Raw genomic sequence first — 15,995 nt, 5'->3', positions numbered from 1 at the left:
AAGGGGAAGTGGGGGGAGTTTGAGCCGCGGACACCGTCCGCGTCCGAAATGCAGAAGGTGGGCGCACGGAGACCGTGCGCCCACCTTACTGCTGCTTGTTCAGCTCCACTCAGGAAGCGAGCCCAGCGTGCTCCGCCAGAACGGAGACACGGTTGTTCGCAACCGAGACGAAGCCCTCGTCGACATTGGCAGCGACCGTCTGACCATCCAGCGCGTGGATGGTGACGACACCAGCAACCATGACGGAGAGCAGAGGAGCGTGGTTCGGCAGGACGCCGATCTCACCCTCCACCGTGCGCACCGTCACGGACTTGGCGTCGCCGGACCAGACGACACGGTCCGCCGCGACGAGCTCGACCCGAAGCTGCCCTGCCATCAGAGCGACTTCTGGATCTCGGCCCACTTGGCCTCGACGTCGTCCAGGCCACCGCACATGAAGAACGCCTGCTCGGCAACGTGGTCGTAGTCACCGTCGGCGATCTTGTTGAACGCCTCGATGGTGTCGGCCAGCGGAACCGTCGAACCCTCGATGCCGGTGAACTGCTTGGCAACGTAGGTGTTCTGCGACAGGAAGCGCTGGATACGACGCGCACGGTGAACGACGATCTTGTCCTCTTCGGACAGCTCGTCGACACCGAGGATCGCGATGATGTCCTGGAGCTCCTTGTTGCGCTGCAGGATCTGCTTGATCCGGATGGCGCAGTCGTAGTGAGCCTGACCGATGTACTGCGGGTCAAGGATTCGCGACGTCGAGGTCAGCGGGTCAACGGCCGGGTAGATACCCAGGGACGCGATGTCACGCGAGAGCTCGGTGGTGGCGTCGAGGTGGGCGAAGGTGGTCGCCGGAGCCGGGTCGGTGTAGTCGTCAGCCGGGACGTAGATCGCCTGCATCGAGGTGATCGAGTGTCCACGCGTCGAGGTGATGCGCTCCTGGAGCGTACCCATCTCGTCGGCGAGGTTCGGCTGGTAACCAACGGCCGAAGGCATACGACCCAGAAGGGTCGAGACCTCGGAGCCGGCCTGGGTGAAGCGGAAGATGTTGTCGATGAAGAGCAGGACGTCCTGTCCCTGCACGTCACGGAAGTACTCCGCCATGGTCAGGGCCGACAGGGCCACGCGAAGACGCGTGCCCGGCGGCTCGTCCATCTGACCGAAGACCAGGGCGACCTTGTCGAAGACACCGGCCTCCTGCATCTCGACGATGAGGTCGTTGCCCTCACGGGTGCGCTCACCGACACCGGCGAACACCGACACACCACCGTGGTTCTTGGCCACACGGGCGATCATTTCCTGGATCAGAACGGTCTTGCCGACACCGGCACCACCGAACAGACCGATCTTTCCACCCTGGACGTACGGGGTGAGAAGGTCGATGACCTTGATGCCGGTCTCGAACATCTGAGTCTTGGACTCGAGCTGGTCGAAGGACGGCGCCTTGCGGTGGATGCCCCATCGCTCGGTGGGCTCGAAGACCTCGCCCTCGGCAAGGTTCATGACCTCACCGGTGACGTTGAAGACCTTGCCGAGCGTGATGTCGCCGACGGGCACGGAGATCGGGGCACCGGTGTTGCGCACCTTGGTACCACGGACCATGCCGTCGGTGGAGCGCATCGAGATGGCACGGACCAGGCCGTTACCGATGTGCTGGGCCACCTCAAGGGTGATGGTCTCGGTCTCACCGTTGAGCTCACGGTCGACCTCGAGGGCGTTGTAGATCGACGGCATCGCGTCGGTCGGGAACTCGATGTCCACGACCGCGCCGATGACGCGCGAGATGCGTCCGACGCCGGCGGCGCCGGCAGCCTGGGTCTCTTCCACAGTGGCAGTCATTTTCTCACTCATTCCCGGCGTTCGCGTCGGCGAGGGCGTTGACGCCACCGACGATCTCGCTGATTTCCTGGGTAATGCCAGCCTGGCGGGCCTGGTTGGCAATTCGCTTGTACTTCTTGATGAGTTCCTCGGCGTTGTCCGTCGCGGACTTCATGGCCTTCTGACGGGCTGCCAGCTCGGAAGCGGCAGCCTGCAGGAGAGCGAAGAAGATCCGGCTCTGGACGTACTTCGGGAGGAGAGCATCGAGGACCTCACCGGCGGAGGGCTCGAACTCGTAGAGCGGAAGGAGCTCGCTCGACGCAGGGGCCTCGGTGCCGTCCACGACCTCCAGCGGGAGGAGGCGGATGGTGGTGGGCTCCTGCAGCATCATCGACTTGAAGCGCGTGTAGACCACGTGCACCTCGTCGACGCTGGTCTCGTCATCACCCGTGAAGGCCTCGATGAGGGTCTCACCGATCTCAGCGGCCACGTCGTACGTGGGCTGGTCGGTGAAGCCCGTCCAGGACTGCACAACCGCGCGGTTGCGGAACTTGAAGTAGGCCTCGGCCTTACGTCCGGTGACGTAGAGGTCGATCTCCTTGCCCTCGCCCTTGAGCTTCTCGACGAGGCGCTCGGCCTCCTTGAGAGCGTTCGAGGCGTAGGCCCCCGCCAGGCCGCGGTCGCTGGTGACAACCAGGACCGCGGCACGGCGGGACTCCGACGGCTCAGTGGTCAGCGGGTGGTCGACGTTCGAGAACGTCGCCACTGCCGACACCGCGCGGGTCAGCTCGCGGGCGTACGGCGCTGCCGCCGTCGCACGCTGCTGAGCCTTGATGATGCGGGACGCAGCAATGAGCTCCATGGCGCGGGTGATCTTCTTGGTCGACTCGACCGACTTGATCTTCGCACGGTACTCACGCAGCGATACGGCCATTGTCAGCCCCGCTTCTGCTTGACGATCTGCTCCTGCTCGACGTCGGCGGCGTCGAGAGCGTCGTGCTCCTCGTTGCCAGCCTTGATCGCGCCGCCGGCGGAGGTCTCGAACTGCTTGACGAAGCCGTCGTAGGCCTCGATCAGCAGTGCCTCGGTGGACTTCTCGAACTTCGAGGTCTCACGGATGGCGGAGAGGATACCGGCGTTGTTGCGGCGCAGGTGGTCGAGGAACTCGGCCTCGAAGCGCAGGACGTCCTCGGTCGGGATCTCGTCCAGGCGGCCGGTGGTACCGGTCCACAGCGAGACGGTCATCTCCTCGACCGGGTACGGCGAGTACTGCGGCTGCTTGAGCAGAGCCATCAGCTTCTGACCGCGGGCCAGCTGCTGACGCGACGCGGCGTCGAGGTCGGAGGCGAACATGGCGAACGCCTCCATGGCGCGGAACTGCGCCAGGTCGACCTTGAGCGAGCCCGTGACGCCCTTGAGCGCCTTGGTCATCGCGGCACCACCGACACGGGAGACCGACACACCGACGTCGATCGCGGGACGCTGGTTCGCCGCGAAGAGGTCGGACTGCAGGAAGATCTGACCGTCGGTGATCGAGATGACGTTGGTCGGGATGAAGGCCGAGACGTCGTTGGCCTTGGTCTCGATGATCGGAAGACCGGTCATCGAGCCCTTGCCCATGTCGTCGGACAGCTTCGCGCAACGCTCGAGAAGACGCGAGTGCAGGTAGAAGACGTCACCCGGGTACGCCTCGCGGCCCGGCGGGCGGCGGAGCAGCAGGGAGACCGCGCGGTAGGCCTCAGCCTGCTTGGTCAGGTCATCGAACACGATGAGGACGTGCTTGCCCTGGTACATCCAGTGCTGGCCGATGGCCGAACCGGTGTACGGAGCGAGGTACTTGAAGCCAGCCGAGTCGGACGCCGGGGAGGCGACGATGGTGGTGTACTCCAGAGCGCCGGAGGCCTCGAGGGCACCACGCACGGAGGCGATGGTCGAGCCCTTCTGACCGATGGCGACGTAGATGCAGCGAACCTGCTTGTCCGGGTCGCCGGACTCCCAGTTCTGCTTCTGGTTGATGATCGTGTCGATGGCGATCGTGGTCTTGCCGGTCGCACGGTCACCGATGATCAGCTGACGCTGACCACGGCCGACGGGCGTCATGGCGTCGATGGCCTTGATACCGGTGGCGAGCGGCTCGTGGACCGACTTGCGCTGGACGACGGTCGGAGCCTGGAGCTCCAGAGCGCGACGACCCTCGATGCCGGTGATCTCGCCGAGACCGTCGATCGGGTTGCCGAGCGGGTCGACGACGCGACCGAGGTAGCCCTCGCCCACGGGGACCGAGAGGATCTCGCCGGTACGGCGGACCGTCTGGCCCTCTTCGATCTTGTCGAAGTCACCGAGGACGACGACGCCGACCTCGCGAGTGTCGAGGTTCAGCGCCTGGCCGAGCGTGCCGTCCTCGAACTCGAGGAGCTCGTTGGCCATGACGGACGGGAGTCCGGTCACACGGGCGATGCCGTCAGCGGCCTCAGCAACCGTGCCGACCTCTTCCCGGCTTGCGGTCTCGGGCGTGTAGTCCGACACGAAGCGCTGCAACGCGTCCCGGATCTCCTCCGGACGGATCGAAAGCTCCGTCATTTCCTCATCCTTACTTTCGTGTGCTCGAAAAGTTCTTGGTGTCTGACCGGATGACCGGATCAGACGGCCAGCTTGCGGCGGGCGTCGTCCAGCGAGCTGGCGACGGTGCCGTCGATGACCTCGTCAGCGATCTCGACCTTCACGCCACCGAGGACGGTCGGGTCGATCACGACGTTGAGCTCGAGCTCGACGTCGTACTTGCGCGAGAGCGCAGCGGTGAGACGGGTCCGGTCGGCCTCGGCGAGCGGGGCGGCGACCGTCACGGTGGCGACCTTGCGGCCGTGCACCTGTGCGGCAAGCTGCTGGTAGGCCTCCACGGCTGCCTCCACCGTGCGGTGCGTGCCGGCCAGAGCCTGGTCGGCGAGCTTCGCGGTGGCGGGCAGGGACTTGCCGGCGATGAGGCCGGACAGGAGACCACGCTTGTCCTCGACCGACCGGGCAGGGTCGGAGAGGGCGCTGCGCAGCTCGGGGGTGTCCTTGAGGACGGTCCCGAGGACGAAGAGCTCCTCGGACAGGCGGGCGGAGTCGGCACCGGCCGACTTCACCGTGGCGACCACGGCGAGCTCCTCGAGAGCGAGCGTGAGGTCGCGGGGGGCGGTCCAACGGTGGCTCACGGCGCTGGAGACCAGCGGCGTGACGGTCGGGGAGACCTTGCCCGTGAAGAGCTGGGCGACGAGCCCGGCCTTCGCCGCTACGTCGACCGACGGATCGGTCACGACGCGGCGAAGGGCCGGCGCTCCACGCAGCACCTCAGCCACCGAGAACAGGTCGGAACCGACCTGGGCAACGTCGGCGCCCTGGGCCAGCGCACCGTCAAGCGCGCTGGTCAGTGCGGCGAACGCCTCGGCAGAAGCACCACGGAAGGACGACATCAGTTGGCGCCTTCCAGCTCAACGAGGAAGCGCTCGACGACACGGCTCTGGCGAGCCTCGTCGTCCAGGCTCTCGCCGACGATGCGTCCGGCCAGACCGGTGGCGAGGCCACCGACCTCGGCGCGCAGGGAGATGATCGCCTGCTGGCGCTCAGCCTCGATCTGTGCCTTGCCGGCCTCGACGATGCGGGACGACTCGGAGACGGCCTGCTCACGCATCTCCGCGATGATCGCCGCACCCTGCTCGCGCGCGTCCTCACGGATGCGAGCGGCCTCGTGACGGGCTTCGGAGAGCTGCTTCTCAAGCTCAGCCAACTTGGCGTCGGCCTCTGCCTGCTTGGTCTCCGCTGCGGCGAGACCACCCTCGATGGCAGCAGTGCGCTCAGCGAACGTCTGCTCGAAGGCGGGGACGATGAACTTCTTCACCAGGACAAGCAGGGTGATGAAGAAGACCGCGGCGAGGACAATCTCGATGGGGTGCGGGATGAGGGGGTTCAGTTCCTCAGACGCAACCACGATGACCTCAGTCTGCATGTGCAGGTCCTTCTGTTCGGATCAGGCGGGTATCAGCGAGGAGCCAGGGTCACTTGAGGACGAAGGCGAGGGCGATACCGATGATCGCGAGCGCCTCGGCGAGGGCGAAGCCCAGGATGGCGATCGGCTGCAGCTTGCCCTGAGCCTCGGGCTGACGAGCAACACCGTTGATGTAGGCGGCGAAGATGAGGCCGACGGCGAGACCCGGACCGACGGTGGCGAGGCCGTAACCGAGCATGTTGAGGGAGCCAACCATGGCTTCTTCCTTTCGTAGTTCCCGGGATACGCCCCGGGATGGTGTTGTGGAGAGTTGAGTTCAGTGGGTCGACAAAGGCCGACCGGGGGTGTTGCTCAGTGCTCGTCTGCGACCGCACCGGCGATGTACATCGCGGTGAGGAGAACGAAGACGTACGCCTGGAGGAACATGACCAGCATCTCGAGGACGCAGATCAGGAGGAACATCACGAACGAGACGGCGCCGGCGGCGATGTAGACGCCACCCATCTCCGTGATCAGGTACTGACCGCCGAGGGAGAACAGGATCAGCAGGATGTGACCGGCGAACATGTTCGCGAACAGTCGCAGCGCCAGGGTGACCGGGCGGACGAGGATGTTCGAGAAGAACTCGAGCGGGATCAGCAGGACGAGGACGGGACCACGCACGCCAGCCGGAACGGTCTGGTGCTTGAGGTACCCGAAGAAGCCGTGCTTCTGGACGCCGACGGAGTTGTAGACGAGCCAGGCAATGATCGCCAACGTGTACGCCACCGCGGAGCGGGAGGCGGTCGGCAGCTGAATGAACGGAATCAGGCCGAAGTAGTTGTTGACGAGGATGAAGAAGAACATCGACACGAGGAACGGGACGAACCGCATGAAGTCGTGACCGATGTTGTCGCGGGCCAGGCCGTTGCGGACAAGGCCGTACCCCATCTCACCGACGAGCTGGAGCTTGCCGGGGACCAGGGCACGCTTGCGCGACGCGAAGTAGAAGAAACCGAAGATGAGGATGACCGAAAGGGCCAGCTGCAGCATCGGCTTGGTCACGCCCAGGTACATGGTTTCACCCAGGAATTCGAACGTCGGTGCGTTCTGCTGGGTGTAGCCGACCGGGGGGAGGTTGAAGTCGGCCGGGCTCGGCGGGACGAATCCTTCGGCCCGAATCGCGGTCATCGCGATCGCACTCACGCTGTCTCCTGTGTCTGCCGCACTGCTGTGTCAGTTCTTGTGGTCGTCGGACCCGGACGGCACTTGCAGTGCCTTCATGGTCATGTAGATGCCCAGTCCTGCCCCCACGACGATGCCGATGGCCACCAGGAAGGACGTGTCCAACCACTGGTCGAGCCCCCAGCCAATCAGTCCGTAGACCCCCACGCCGGAGACGAGATATCCGAAGGCTCCCCAAGGATCCTTGAGGGGCTTCTGGTTCTCGTTCTTGTCGGCGCGACCATCAGAGGGAGTGTTCTCAGCCATCGCGGGTCGAGGATACCAGTCGGGAGAGTTGCTCACGGACGCGGCTCCCCTTCGCGGGACGGAAGGTCATACGCGAGGACGCGAGCCCTCGTCGTGAACCAGACCTGGAGCAGCATCCACGTCAGGACCAGCACGACGACGGAGGCCACGCACCAGCCCGGACGAATGTCGTTCTCCCATTCCGCAGAGCCGGCCAACGACGCCATGAGGGCCGTCATCGCAGCGATCTGCAGGGCATAGGTCAGCAAGGCGACCAGCAGTGACGCCGAAGGCATCGCTGCAGCCACCACGTGCACGGACCACGACCCGAAGACGAGGACGAACGCCGTCGAGACACCGACCAGCAGCACGGTTCCGGCGGCCCGGGAGTCAGCCACGAGAGCGGCGACCCCGACCAGCACGGCCACGACTGCGACCAGGACGAGGGACGAACGACGAAGGATGACGGTTCCCGCTGCGCGGGCGAGCCACGAAGACTCGTCAGTCATCTGTCAGCCGTTCTGGTGAGGGTGGAACTTGTCGCCGGGACCGGCCCGGCGAGGGCTCGTGAAAGTTATCACAAGCGGATGGGCGGGCCCCAATCCTCAGGTCTCACAGGCCCTTGCCGACTGCGCCCGGCACCTGGGGGTCCACCGGCTTCAACGTCGGAGTGGGAACCCGCGGCAGAAGGAACGTCGCCGCCACCACGAGGAGCGTGGCCGCACCGAGACAACTCCACACCACGGGGCCGGTGTAGAGAGACAGGAGCACCGAACCGAACGCGATGAGCCCGGCCCAGAGCCACATGATCAGGACGGCTCGGCGCTGGGAGTGGCCGATCTCCAGGAGTCGGTGGTGCAGGTGCTCCTTGTCCGGGGAGAACGGCGAACGCCCCTGACGGGTACGCCGGACGACCGCGAGCATCATGTCCGCGATCGGGACGATGAGCAGCGACACCGGCAGCAGCACCGGGAGCACGACCGCCCACCACGGCGAAGCGCCCTCGCGGCCGAAGGAGACCTCCGAGCCGTCGAACTGGCCCGTGAGGGTCAGGGCCGACGCCGAGAGCACCAGACCGATCAGCATCGACCCCGAGTCGCCCATGAAGAGCCGTGCGGGGTGGAAGTTGTGGCACAGGAAGCCCACGCAGGCCCCGGCCAGCGCGGCCGAGAGAAGTGCTCCCGTGGTCGCCAGGGTGACACCGTTGATCGACGAGAGCTGGTAGCAGAAGAGGAAGTAGGCCGCTGCGCCGATCCCGACCACGCCGGAGGCCAGTCCGTCGAGACCGTCGACCATGTTGACGGCGTTGATCGTGCCGACCACGAGGACGACGGTGACCAGCACGCTCTCTGAGGGAGACAGTACGAACTGCCCTCCCCCGGGGTTGGGCAGGAAGTAGAACTGCACGCCGAGGTAGACGAGGAGGCCAGCGGCCATCACCTGTCCCCCGAGCTTGGTGAGGGCGTCAATGTCGAAGATGTCGTCCAGGACGCCGACCGCACAGATCAGCGCACCGGCGACCAGTACCGCGCCGGCGTCGCGCAGGACCAGTTCGTCGCTCTGGGACAGGAACGGCAGCTGACGCGCCACCAGATAGGCCGAGACCAGCCCTCCGAGCATCGCCAACCCACCCAGGTACGGGATCGGGGCAGCGTGCACGTCGCGTTCACGCGGGGCCGCCACGGCGCCGGTGCGCAGCGCGATCTCGCGCGCGACCACCGTCAGCAGGTAGGTGGAGGCCGCTGCGACGAGGAAGACCAGCAGGAACTCGCGCATCAGGCAGGCTCGCCCTGCTCCGGCTCGGTGATCTCGGTGGCGTCGGCGGACTCGTCGGTCGCCGCAGCGGGCTCGGTCTCGAGCGCAGGCACGGTGAAGGGCTCCTCGAGCCCCTCCCCCTCGATCACCAGACCGGCGTGCAGCTGCAGCGCCTCCTTGATCTGCTCGACCGAGAGCGCTCCCAGACGCAGGATCCGGGCGCTCTCTCCGGTGACGTCGATGATCGTCGACGCGGTACCGCCCTGGGAGGGGCCGGCGTCGACGTAGACGGCGACGCTCTCCCCCAGCATCTCGAACGCGGCGTCCGCGTCGAGAGCAGCGGGCTGGCCGCTCAGGTTGGCCGAGGAGACGGCCAGCGGGCCGGTGCGTTCCAGGATGGCCAGGGCGACGGAGTCCATCGGCAGACGGACTGCGACGGTTCCGTGGGTCTCGCCCAGGTCCCACTGCAGCGACGGCTGCTGGTGGCACACCAACGTCAGCGCGCCGGGCCAGAAGTGGGCGATCAGGGTACGGGCGAACTCCGGCACGTCGGTGGCGAGCGCATCGACCGTGCTCGGGCTGGAGATCAGCACCGGCGGGGGCATCTGCCGGCCGCGTCCCTTGGCGTCGAGCAGCTTCTGGACCGAGGCGGCCTCGAAGGCGTCGGCAGCGATGCCGTAGACGGTGTCGGTGGGCAGGACCACGAGGTCTCCGGCGCGGATGGCCTTGGTGGCCTCCTCGACGGCGGACTCCTGGTCTGCCTCGGTTTCGGTGGACAGTCGCATGGGGTTCATCGTGCCAGCCTCGCGGTCAGGAAGCGTGCGCGACCAGCCAGATCCTGGTGGTCTCGCACTTCGGTCCAACGTCCGGTGGCCACGAAGACCGCCGGCGCACTCTCACCCTGGACGTCGGCGTGCTCGACTCCGAGCACGCCTGCGGGCTTGAGGAGTTCAGTGGCGCGGGCCTCCAGGACACGCATCGCGTCCAGGCCGTCGTCGCCGGAGAAGAGGGCGAGGTGCGGGTCGTGGTCGCGGGCCTCCAGGGCCACCGACTCCCACGCCTCGAGCGGGATGTAGGGCGGGTTGCAGACCACGACGTCGACCTCGCCGAGCAGGTCGTCGAAGGCCAGGGCCATGTCGCCCTGACGCAGGTCGACACCGGTGCCGGCGAGGTTGAGGCTCGCCCAGGCGAACGCGTCCTCGCTGAGTTCGACAGCGTGCACCCGCGCCTGGGGCACCTCGTCGGCCAGCGCCTTCGCGATCGCGCCGGAGCCAGTGCAGAGGTCCACCACGACGGGGCTCTCGACGCCCGCCGCGATCGCCACGTGCAGCTGCTCGATCGCCCAGCCGGCGAGAAGTTCAGTCTCGGGGCGCGGGACGAAGACGCCCGGACCGACCTCGAGCTCGACCATCCGGAACGCCTGCGACCCGGTGAGGTGCTGCAACGGGACCCGGGTGGCACGTCGGGCCACCAGGTCAGCCACCTGCGCGGCGTGCTCGGAGGAGATCTCCTCGCGCAGCGACAACGTGCCGGGCTTGGTGTCCAGGACGTGGCACAGCAGCCAGGTGACGTCGGCCTGCGGGGACGCGACGCCGGCGTCGCTCAGAGTGGTCTCCCACTCGCGACGCAACGGGTTCAGGGCGGCCACGATCACTCCTCCAAGGCCGCGAGACGAGCGGCCAGATCAGCCTTGACGCACGAATCGACGACGGGGTCGAGGTCGCCGTCGAGCACCTGGTCGAGGTTGTAGGACTTGTACCCCGTGCGGTGGTCGGAGATCCGGTTCTCGGGGTAGTTGTAGGTGCGGATCCGCTCGGAGCGGTCCACGGTGCGGACCTGCGAACGTCGAGCGTCACTCGCCTCCGCGTCAGCAGCGTCCTGGGCGGCCTGCATGATGCGGCCGCGCAGGATGCGCATGGCCTGCTCCTTGTTCTGCAGCTGCGACTTCTCGTTCTGGCAGCTCGCCACGATGCCGGTGGGCACGTGGGTGATGCGGACCGCGGAGTCGGTGGTGTTGACGCTCTGGCCACCGGGACCCGAGGAACGGTAGACGTCGATGCGGAGGTCGTTGTCGTCGATGACGACGTCGACCTGCTCGGCTTCCGGCATCACCAGGACACCGGCAGCAGAGGTGTGGATGCGGCCTTGGGACTCCGTGGCGGGCACACGCTGGACGCGGTGCACTCCACCCTCGAACTTCAACAGGGCGTAGGGGGTCTCGCCGGGTTCGGTGGCACCGCGCGCCTTCACCGCGACGGTCACCGACTTGTAGCCACCCAGGTCGGACATGTTCGCGTCGAGGATCTCGACGGCGAAACCACGTCGTTCGGACCAACGGGTGTACATGCGCAGCAGGTCGGCCGCGAACAGCGCTGACTCCTCCCCACCCTCGCCGGACTTCACCTCGAGGAGGGCGTCCTTGGAGTCCGCGGCGTCACGCGGCACCAGCAGGTGACGCAGGCGCTCCTCGGCGATGGCACGACGGGCCGTCAGCTGCTCGGCCTCGGCGGCGAACTCAGGGGCGTCCGAGGCCAGCTCGAGGGCGGCCTCGATGTCGTCAGCCAGACGGTGCCACTCCGTCCAGGTGTTCACGATCGCGGTGAGCTCGTTGTAGCGCTGGCTCAACTGCTTGGCCAGACGCTGGTCAGCATGCGTCTCGGGAGCACCGAGACGGGCCTCGAGGTCGTTCTTCTCGTCGACCAAACCTTCGACGGCCTCGAACACGACAACACTCCTGGGGACGGAACGGTGACGGACGCAGGGGCGCGCCCGACGGCAGCAGACGAAATGACTGACGCCGGCCACCCGTCTCGTCGACGGGGACCGGCGCCAGCGAAAGGCTTACTTCTTGCCGTAGCGAGCCTCGAAGCGAGCCACGCGGCCGCCGGTGTCGAGGATCTTCTGCTTACCGGTGTAGAACGGGTGGCACTGCGAGCAGACGTCGGAGCGGATCTCTCCGGTGGTCACGGTGCTGCGAGTCTGGAAGGTCGAGCCACAGGTGCAGGAGACCTTGGTGTCGACGTACTCCGGGTGGATGTCGGTCTTCATGTTCAGTCCTTTCGAGGTCGCCGGGTCGTGCAGCCTGATGCTGCACGTGAGCCGGTACCATCGGGTGATTCTGCCACTGCTGTGGCCGTCGTTCCAAACGACCGGGGCCGGGTGTTCATTCCCCGAGGTGGAGCCGCTCCCGAGCGGCCAGTCAGCGGCTCAGCAGGGTCTCCACCCGAGCCGCGAGTTCGCGCGGGCTGAACGGCTTGGTGATGTAGTCGTCGGCCCCTGAGTCGAAGCCCGTTTCACGGTCCGACTCCTGGGCACGTGCGGTCAGGAGGATCACCGGCAGATCGACCAAGGTCTCGTCGGCGCGGATCTCCCGGACCGCCTCGAGACCGGACATGCCGGGCATCATCACGTCGAGTACCGCGAGGTCTGGGCGCTGACGCCGCGCCTCCTCCACCGCGGAGGCGCCGTCGGCGACCGCCACGACGTCGTGCCCCAACGTGGTCAGCTTGAACTCGACCAACTCGCGGATGTCGACGTCGTCGTCCGCGACCAAGATCCGTGCCATGTCGTCTGCTCCCCCTTGAGGCCCCACGGAGCCCTCACGGTCACGACGGACGTCGTGCCCGTCACCGGGCCCTGCCCGGCGACGGCTCAGAGCCTAGGAGCAGCGGGGAACTTTGAGGGCGTGATTGCCACAACCGTGTCACCCCAGCGCCACGCATACCCGAAATTGGCAGACGGGGAACGCTCCGGCACCACCGGAACGTTCCCCGTCACTCCAGATCAGCGACCAGAGAGTTCGGCTTCACTCGCCTTCTGCACGGCGGTGAGGAACTCGACGTTGGTCGACGACGTCGCCATCCGCTCGAGCACCTGCCCCAGCGCCTCGCGCGGACCGAGGTCCATCAGGGCGCTGCGCAGCTTGAAGGTGATCTGCTGCTCCTCGGTGGAGAGCAGGTGGTCCTCGCGACGCGTCGCGGAGTCCACGACGTCGACCGGCGGGAAGATCCGGCGCTCCACGAGCTCGCGGCGCAGACGCAGCTCCATGTTGGCGGTGTCGTTGAACTCGTCGAGCACGGCCTCGTCCAGCGGCGAACCGCTCTCGACCAGGGCAGTGGCCAAGATGGTGAGCGAGCCACCGTCCTCGACGTTGCGGGCCGCACCGAAGAGGCGCTTGGCCGGGTGCAACGCGACGGCGTCCACTCCCCCGGTGCCCTGACGACCGCTGCCCGGGGCAGCGACGTTGAAGGCACGGGCCAGGCGGGTGAGGGAGTCGAGCAGCACCACGACGTCGTGGCCGAGCTCGACCAGACGCTTGGCACGCTCGACGGCCAGCTCGGCCAGGAGGGCGTGATCGGCGGCCGGACGGTCGAAGGTCGAGGCGATGACCTCCCCCTTCACCGTGCGCTGGTAGTCGGTGACCTCTTCGGGACGCTCGTCGATGAGGACGACCATCACGTGGCACTCAGGGTTGTTGGCACGGATCGAGGCCGCGATGGTCTGGAGCACCTGGGTCTTGCCCGAACGCGGCGGGGAGAGCACCATTCCGCGCTGGCCCTTGCCGATCGGGGCGACGACGTCGACGATCCGGCCGAGGAGGTTGTCGGCGCCGGTCTCCAGTCGCAGACGCTGGTTGGGGTGCACCGGGACGAAGTTGTCGAACTCGGGGCGCTCCTTGGCGGCCTCCGGGTCGAGACCGTTGACCTGGTCGACCCGGACCATCGGGTTGAACTTCTCCTTGCGCTCGCCCTCACGCGGCTGACGCACCTGTCCGACCACCGCGTCACCGCGGCGCAGGCCGTACTTGCGCACCATCGACAGCGACAGGTACACGTCGTCAGTCCCCGGGAGGTAGCCCGAGGTGCGCACGAAGGCGTAGTTGTCGAGGACGTCGAGGATGCCGGCGGCCGGGACGAGCACGTCGTCGTCGAGGATCGTGGTGTCGGGCTCGTTGCGGCCCCCCGCACGGACCACCGCGCGCTCGCGACCACGACGGCGACGGTTGCGACGTCCGCCGCCCTCGCCGTCCTCGTCGTCGTCGAAGTCCTGGCCGAAGTCCTTGTTCTGCTGCCCGTTCTGCTGGCCGTTCTGCGAGGCGTTCTGCTGGGACTGCTTGTCGTCGCGCGACTGGTTGCCCTGTCCCTTGCCCTGCTTGCTGCCGTCGTTCTTCTGACCGCCGTCGTTCTTCTGACCGTCCTTGCGCTGCTGCTTGCCCTTGCCGGACTGCTCGTCGCGCTCGCCGTCACCGGCGTCGTTCTTGCCGCCGTCGTTCTTCGACTGGTCGCCCTGGTCGTTGTCGCGGCGGTTGCGCTGGCGGCGGCTGCGACGCTCCTCGTAGGTCTGACCCTCACCGGTCTGTGCGACGTCGGCCTGCTTCTCGCCAGCCTGCTTCTCGCTGGCAGGCTTCTCCCCCGCGGCGTCGCCCGACTGCTTCGGTGCGCCCTGCTGCTGGGCGGCCTGCTCGACGTCCTTGGTCACGGGGGCGGCTGCTGCGCGGCCGGCACCTCCGCGCGCGCGGCGCGTCACGGTCGTCACGACCGGCTCGGCCGCAGTGTCGCCAGTGGCGGCCACCGGGGCGCTCTGCTTCTGCTTGCTGCTCTGCTTCTTCTCACTGCTCTCGGCACGCGCCGGTTCGCTGCGCGGCGCCTGGGAGTGCGCGTCCTGGTAGCCCTTGATCGCGTCGACCAGTTGGGCCTTCTTCATGCTGCCAGCGCCATCGATGCCCAGGCCGCCGGCCAAGGACTTGAGGTCCGCCAGGAGCATGGTGCTGAGGCTGGTGGCCTTCTTGCGGGGGGCCGTAGTGGCCTTGGTGGCTTCGGAGACTTCGCTCACTTCAAGCCCTTCCACGTCGTCGACCGACGTCATGCGTCGGTGTGGGGAACTGTCACCGCGTCGCCGCACGAACACCGGGGCGAGGGGTGCACCCGTCGGGAAGAAGTCCCATCGGGGTGACGCCGAGTGGCGCACTCGCACGCTACCACTGGAGCGACCCGTCACACCGACGCACGGCACCGCCCACCGACGAAATGACCGACGGGGACCGGATCACTCCGGTCCCCGTCGGGACGTGCGTCCGGGCAGTGCCCGGCCAGGGTGTCACTCGACGCGAGCGCCCTCGGTGTCGATCACCAGGTGGTGGGCGTCCCAGCCCTGCGGCGCACGCGCCACCAGGGCCTCGACCGCAGCGACGTCGGTCAGTGCCAACACCGTCGGTCCGGCACCCGAGACGACCGACGGAACACCGTCTGCACGCAGGGCACGGATCAACGCCAACGACTCCGGCATCGCCGGCTCGCGGTAGTCCTGGTGCAGCTTGTCCTCGGTCGCGGCGAGCAGCAGCTCGGGTCGACCCGACAGGGCAGCCACCAGCAGTGCCGCACGCCCGGCGTTGGCCGCAGCCTCGCCGTGCGGGACGGTTGCAGGCAGCAGACCACGCGCCACCTTGGTGGAGACCGGCTCGCTCGGGACGAACGCGACCGCGGTGACCCGGGGGTCGACCGGAACGTTCACCGAGAACCACCGCTCGCCGTCGTGGCCGGCGATGGTGAAGCCGCCGTACATCGCCGGGGCGACGTTGTCGGGGTGTCCCTCCAGGCCGGCAGCGAGCCGGAAGATGGCGTCGTCGTCGAGCAGGAGCTGTCCCCCGGCCACCATGGCGCGGGCCAGCACGAGCCCACCGATGATCGCTGCCGAGGACGAACCGAGGCCGCGGGTGTGCGGAATCCGGTTCGTGCAGGTCAGGACGAAGCCCTGGGGCTCCGCACCCATCGCCCGGAAGCCCATGCGCATGGCACGGACCACCAGGTGCGACTCGTCCAGCGGCACCTCGTCGGCACCGCAGCCGGTGACGACGACCTCGATGCCACCATCGGTGACCTCGCCGCTCAGCTCGTCACGCAGGTCCAGCGCCAGCCCCAGGGTGTCGAACCCGGGACCGAGGTTGGCGGACGTGGCCGGCACGGTCACCCGCACCGTCCCCTCGACGAAGGTGGCCACT

The 15,995-nt window shown here is 67.4% G+C and carries 18 protein-coding genes; all 18 read right to left on the bottom strand.

The window, feature by feature from the left end:
• Positions 1 to 109 precede the first annotated feature (109 nt).
• The 18 genes from EOV43_RS05000 to thrB all read right to left on the bottom strand — a co-directional run bounded on the left by EOV43_RS05000 (position 110) and on the right by thrB (position 15,994).
• Positions 110 to 376, bottom strand: a complete 267-nt coding sequence (locus EOV43_RS05000; RefSeq protein ID WP_128219954.1) for a F0F1 ATP synthase subunit epsilon — start codon at positions 374 to 376, stop codon at positions 110 to 112.
• Complete coding sequence (gene atpD, locus EOV43_RS04995) at positions 376 to 1,830, bottom strand: F0F1 ATP synthase subunit beta (RefSeq protein WP_128219953.1); 1,455 nt, start codon at positions 1,828 to 1,830, stop codon at positions 376 to 378. Before atpD ends, EOV43_RS05000 begins: the two co-directional genes overlap by 1 nt.
• A gap of 4 nt (positions 1,831 to 1,834) precedes the next feature.
• A complete protein-coding gene (locus tag EOV43_RS04990; protein WP_128219952.1) occupies positions 1,835 to 2,743 on the bottom strand; it encodes a F0F1 ATP synthase subunit gamma in 909 nt (302 codons plus the stop codon).
• A 2-nt stretch (positions 2,744 to 2,745) separates the two neighbouring features.
• Positions 2,746 to 4,389, bottom strand: coding sequence for a F0F1 ATP synthase subunit alpha (gene atpA, locus EOV43_RS04985; RefSeq protein WP_128219951.1), 1,644 nt, complete (start codon positions 4,387 to 4,389; stop codon positions 2,746 to 2,748).
• 59 nt (positions 4,390 to 4,448) lie between these two features.
• Positions 4,449 to 5,261, bottom strand: coding sequence for a F0F1 ATP synthase subunit delta (locus tag EOV43_RS04980; RefSeq protein WP_128219950.1), 813 nt, complete (start codon positions 5,259 to 5,261; stop codon positions 4,449 to 4,451).
• Positions 5,261 to 5,794 (bottom strand): F0F1 ATP synthase subunit B, encoded by a 534-nt coding sequence (locus tag EOV43_RS04975; RefSeq protein WP_128219949.1) that lies wholly within the window; start codon positions 5,792 to 5,794, stop codon positions 5,261 to 5,263. The genes EOV43_RS04980 and EOV43_RS04975 overlap by 1 nt, the downstream gene beginning before the upstream one ends.
• A 49-nt stretch (positions 5,795 to 5,843) precedes the next feature.
• Complete coding sequence (locus tag EOV43_RS04970; RefSeq protein ID WP_128219948.1) at positions 5,844 to 6,050, bottom strand: ATP synthase F0 subunit C; 207 nt, start codon at positions 6,048 to 6,050, stop codon at positions 5,844 to 5,846.
• Positions 6,051 to 6,145: 95 nt separating this feature from the next.
• Complete coding sequence (atpB, locus tag EOV43_RS04965; RefSeq protein ID WP_338323505.1) at positions 6,146 to 6,979, bottom strand: F0F1 ATP synthase subunit A; 834 nt, start codon at positions 6,977 to 6,979, stop codon at positions 6,146 to 6,148.
• Between the two features lie 30 nt (positions 6,980 to 7,009).
• Positions 7,010 to 7,264 (bottom strand): AtpZ/AtpI family protein, encoded by a 255-nt coding sequence (locus EOV43_RS04960; RefSeq protein WP_206611494.1) that lies wholly within the window; start codon positions 7,262 to 7,264, stop codon positions 7,010 to 7,012.
• Positions 7,265 to 7,296: 32 nt separating this feature from the next.
• Positions 7,297 to 7,752: a hypothetical protein gene (locus tag EOV43_RS04955; protein WP_128219947.1), complete on the bottom strand. Its 456-nt coding sequence runs from the start codon at positions 7,750 to 7,752 to the stop codon at positions 7,297 to 7,299.
• A 103-nt stretch (positions 7,753 to 7,855) separates the two neighbouring features.
• Positions 7,856 to 9,019 carry a glycosyltransferase family 4 protein gene (locus EOV43_RS04950; RefSeq protein ID WP_128219946.1) on the bottom strand — a complete coding sequence of 388 codons (1,164 nt, stop codon included), beginning with the start codon at positions 9,017 to 9,019 and terminating at the stop codon, positions 7,856 to 7,858.
• Positions 9,019 to 9,783 carry an L-threonylcarbamoyladenylate synthase gene (locus tag EOV43_RS04945; RefSeq protein WP_128219945.1) on the bottom strand — a complete coding sequence of 255 codons (765 nt, stop codon included), beginning with the start codon at positions 9,781 to 9,783 and terminating at the stop codon, positions 9,019 to 9,021. Before EOV43_RS04945 ends, EOV43_RS04950 begins: the two co-directional genes overlap by 1 nt.
• 5 nt (positions 9,784 to 9,788) lie before the next feature.
• On the bottom strand, positions 9,789 to 10,646 hold the full coding sequence (gene prmC / locus EOV43_RS04940) for a peptide chain release factor N(5)-glutamine methyltransferase (RefSeq protein ID WP_206611396.1): 858 nt from the start codon (positions 10,644 to 10,646) through the stop codon (positions 9,789 to 9,791).
• A gap of 2 nt (positions 10,647 to 10,648) precedes the next feature.
• Positions 10,649 to 11,722, bottom strand: coding sequence for a peptide chain release factor 1 (gene prfA, locus EOV43_RS04935; protein WP_128219944.1), 1,074 nt, complete (start codon positions 11,720 to 11,722; stop codon positions 10,649 to 10,651).
• Between the two features lie 117 nt (positions 11,723 to 11,839).
• On the bottom strand, positions 11,840 to 12,046 hold the full coding sequence (rpmE, locus tag EOV43_RS04930) for a 50S ribosomal protein L31 (RefSeq protein WP_128219943.1): 207 nt from the start codon (positions 12,044 to 12,046) through the stop codon (positions 11,840 to 11,842).
• 151 nt (positions 12,047 to 12,197) lie between these two features.
• Positions 12,198 to 12,563 (bottom strand): response regulator transcription factor, encoded by a 366-nt coding sequence (locus EOV43_RS04925; protein WP_128219942.1) that lies wholly within the window; start codon positions 12,561 to 12,563, stop codon positions 12,198 to 12,200.
• A gap of 218 nt (positions 12,564 to 12,781) precedes the next feature.
• Positions 12,782 to 14,830 (bottom strand): transcription termination factor Rho, encoded by a 2,049-nt coding sequence (gene rho, locus EOV43_RS04920; protein ID WP_239022239.1) that lies wholly within the window; start codon positions 14,828 to 14,830, stop codon positions 12,782 to 12,784.
• Positions 14,831 to 15,094: 264 nt separating this feature from the next.
• Positions 15,095 to 15,994, bottom strand: a complete 900-nt coding sequence (thrB, locus tag EOV43_RS04915) for a homoserine kinase (RefSeq protein WP_128219940.1) — start codon at positions 15,992 to 15,994, stop codon at positions 15,095 to 15,097.
• Position 15,995 lies beyond the last annotated feature (1 nt).

Origin of the sequence: Nocardioides yefusunii, assembly GCF_004014875.1 — a bacterium.
Lineage (GTDB): Bacteria > Actinomycetota > Actinomycetes > Propionibacteriales > Nocardioidaceae > Nocardioides > Nocardioides yefusunii.
Note: the sequence above shows the minus strand (reverse complement) of the source record. Positions and strands in the feature narration are given on the sequence as shown.

What these genes read in the sequence shown, in the direction of transcription:
- EOV43_RS05000 (WP_128219954.1), bottom strand. Translation starts at nt 376, where the DNA reads ATGGCAGGGCAGCTTCGGGTCGAGCTCGTCGCGGCGGACCGTGTCGTC.
- atpD (WP_128219953.1), bottom strand. Translation starts at nt 1,830, where the DNA reads ATGACTGCCACTGTGGAAGAGACCCAGGCTGCCGGCGCCGCCGGCGTC.
- EOV43_RS04990 (WP_128219952.1), bottom strand. Translation starts at nt 2,743, where the DNA reads ATGGCCGTATCGCTGCGTGAGTACCGTGCGAAGATCAAGTCGGTCGAG.
- atpA (WP_128219951.1), bottom strand. Translation starts at nt 4,389, where the DNA reads ATGACGGAGCTTTCGATCCGTCCGGAGGAGATCCGGGACGCGTTGCAG.
- EOV43_RS04980 (WP_128219950.1), bottom strand. Translation starts at nt 5,261, where the DNA reads ATGTCGTCCTTCCGTGGTGCTTCTGCCGAGGCGTTCGCCGCACTGACC.
- EOV43_RS04975 (WP_128219949.1), bottom strand. Translation starts at nt 5,794, where the DNA reads ATGCAGACTGAGGTCATCGTGGTTGCGTCTGAGGAACTGAACCCCCTC.
- EOV43_RS04970 (WP_128219948.1), bottom strand. Translation starts at nt 6,050, where the DNA reads ATGGTTGGCTCCCTCAACATGCTCGGTTACGGCCTCGCCACCGTCGGT.
- EOV43_RS04960 (WP_206611494.1), bottom strand. Translation starts at nt 7,264, where the DNA reads ATGGCTGAGAACACTCCCTCTGATGGTCGCGCCGACAAGAACGAGAAC.
- EOV43_RS04955 (WP_128219947.1), bottom strand. Translation starts at nt 7,752, where the DNA reads ATGACTGACGAGTCTTCGTGGCTCGCCCGCGCAGCGGGAACCGTCATC.
- EOV43_RS04950 (WP_128219946.1), bottom strand. Translation starts at nt 9,019, where the DNA reads ATGCGCGAGTTCCTGCTGGTCTTCCTCGTCGCAGCGGCCTCCACCTAC.
- EOV43_RS04945 (WP_128219945.1), bottom strand. Translation starts at nt 9,783, where the DNA reads ATGCGACTGTCCACCGAAACCGAGGCAGACCAGGAGTCCGCCGTCGAG.
- rpmE (WP_128219943.1), bottom strand. Translation starts at nt 12,046, where the DNA reads ATGAAGACCGACATCCACCCGGAGTACGTCGACACCAAGGTCTCCTGC.
- EOV43_RS04925 (WP_128219942.1), bottom strand. Translation starts at nt 12,563, where the DNA reads ATGGCACGGATCTTGGTCGCGGACGACGACGTCGACATCCGCGAGTTG.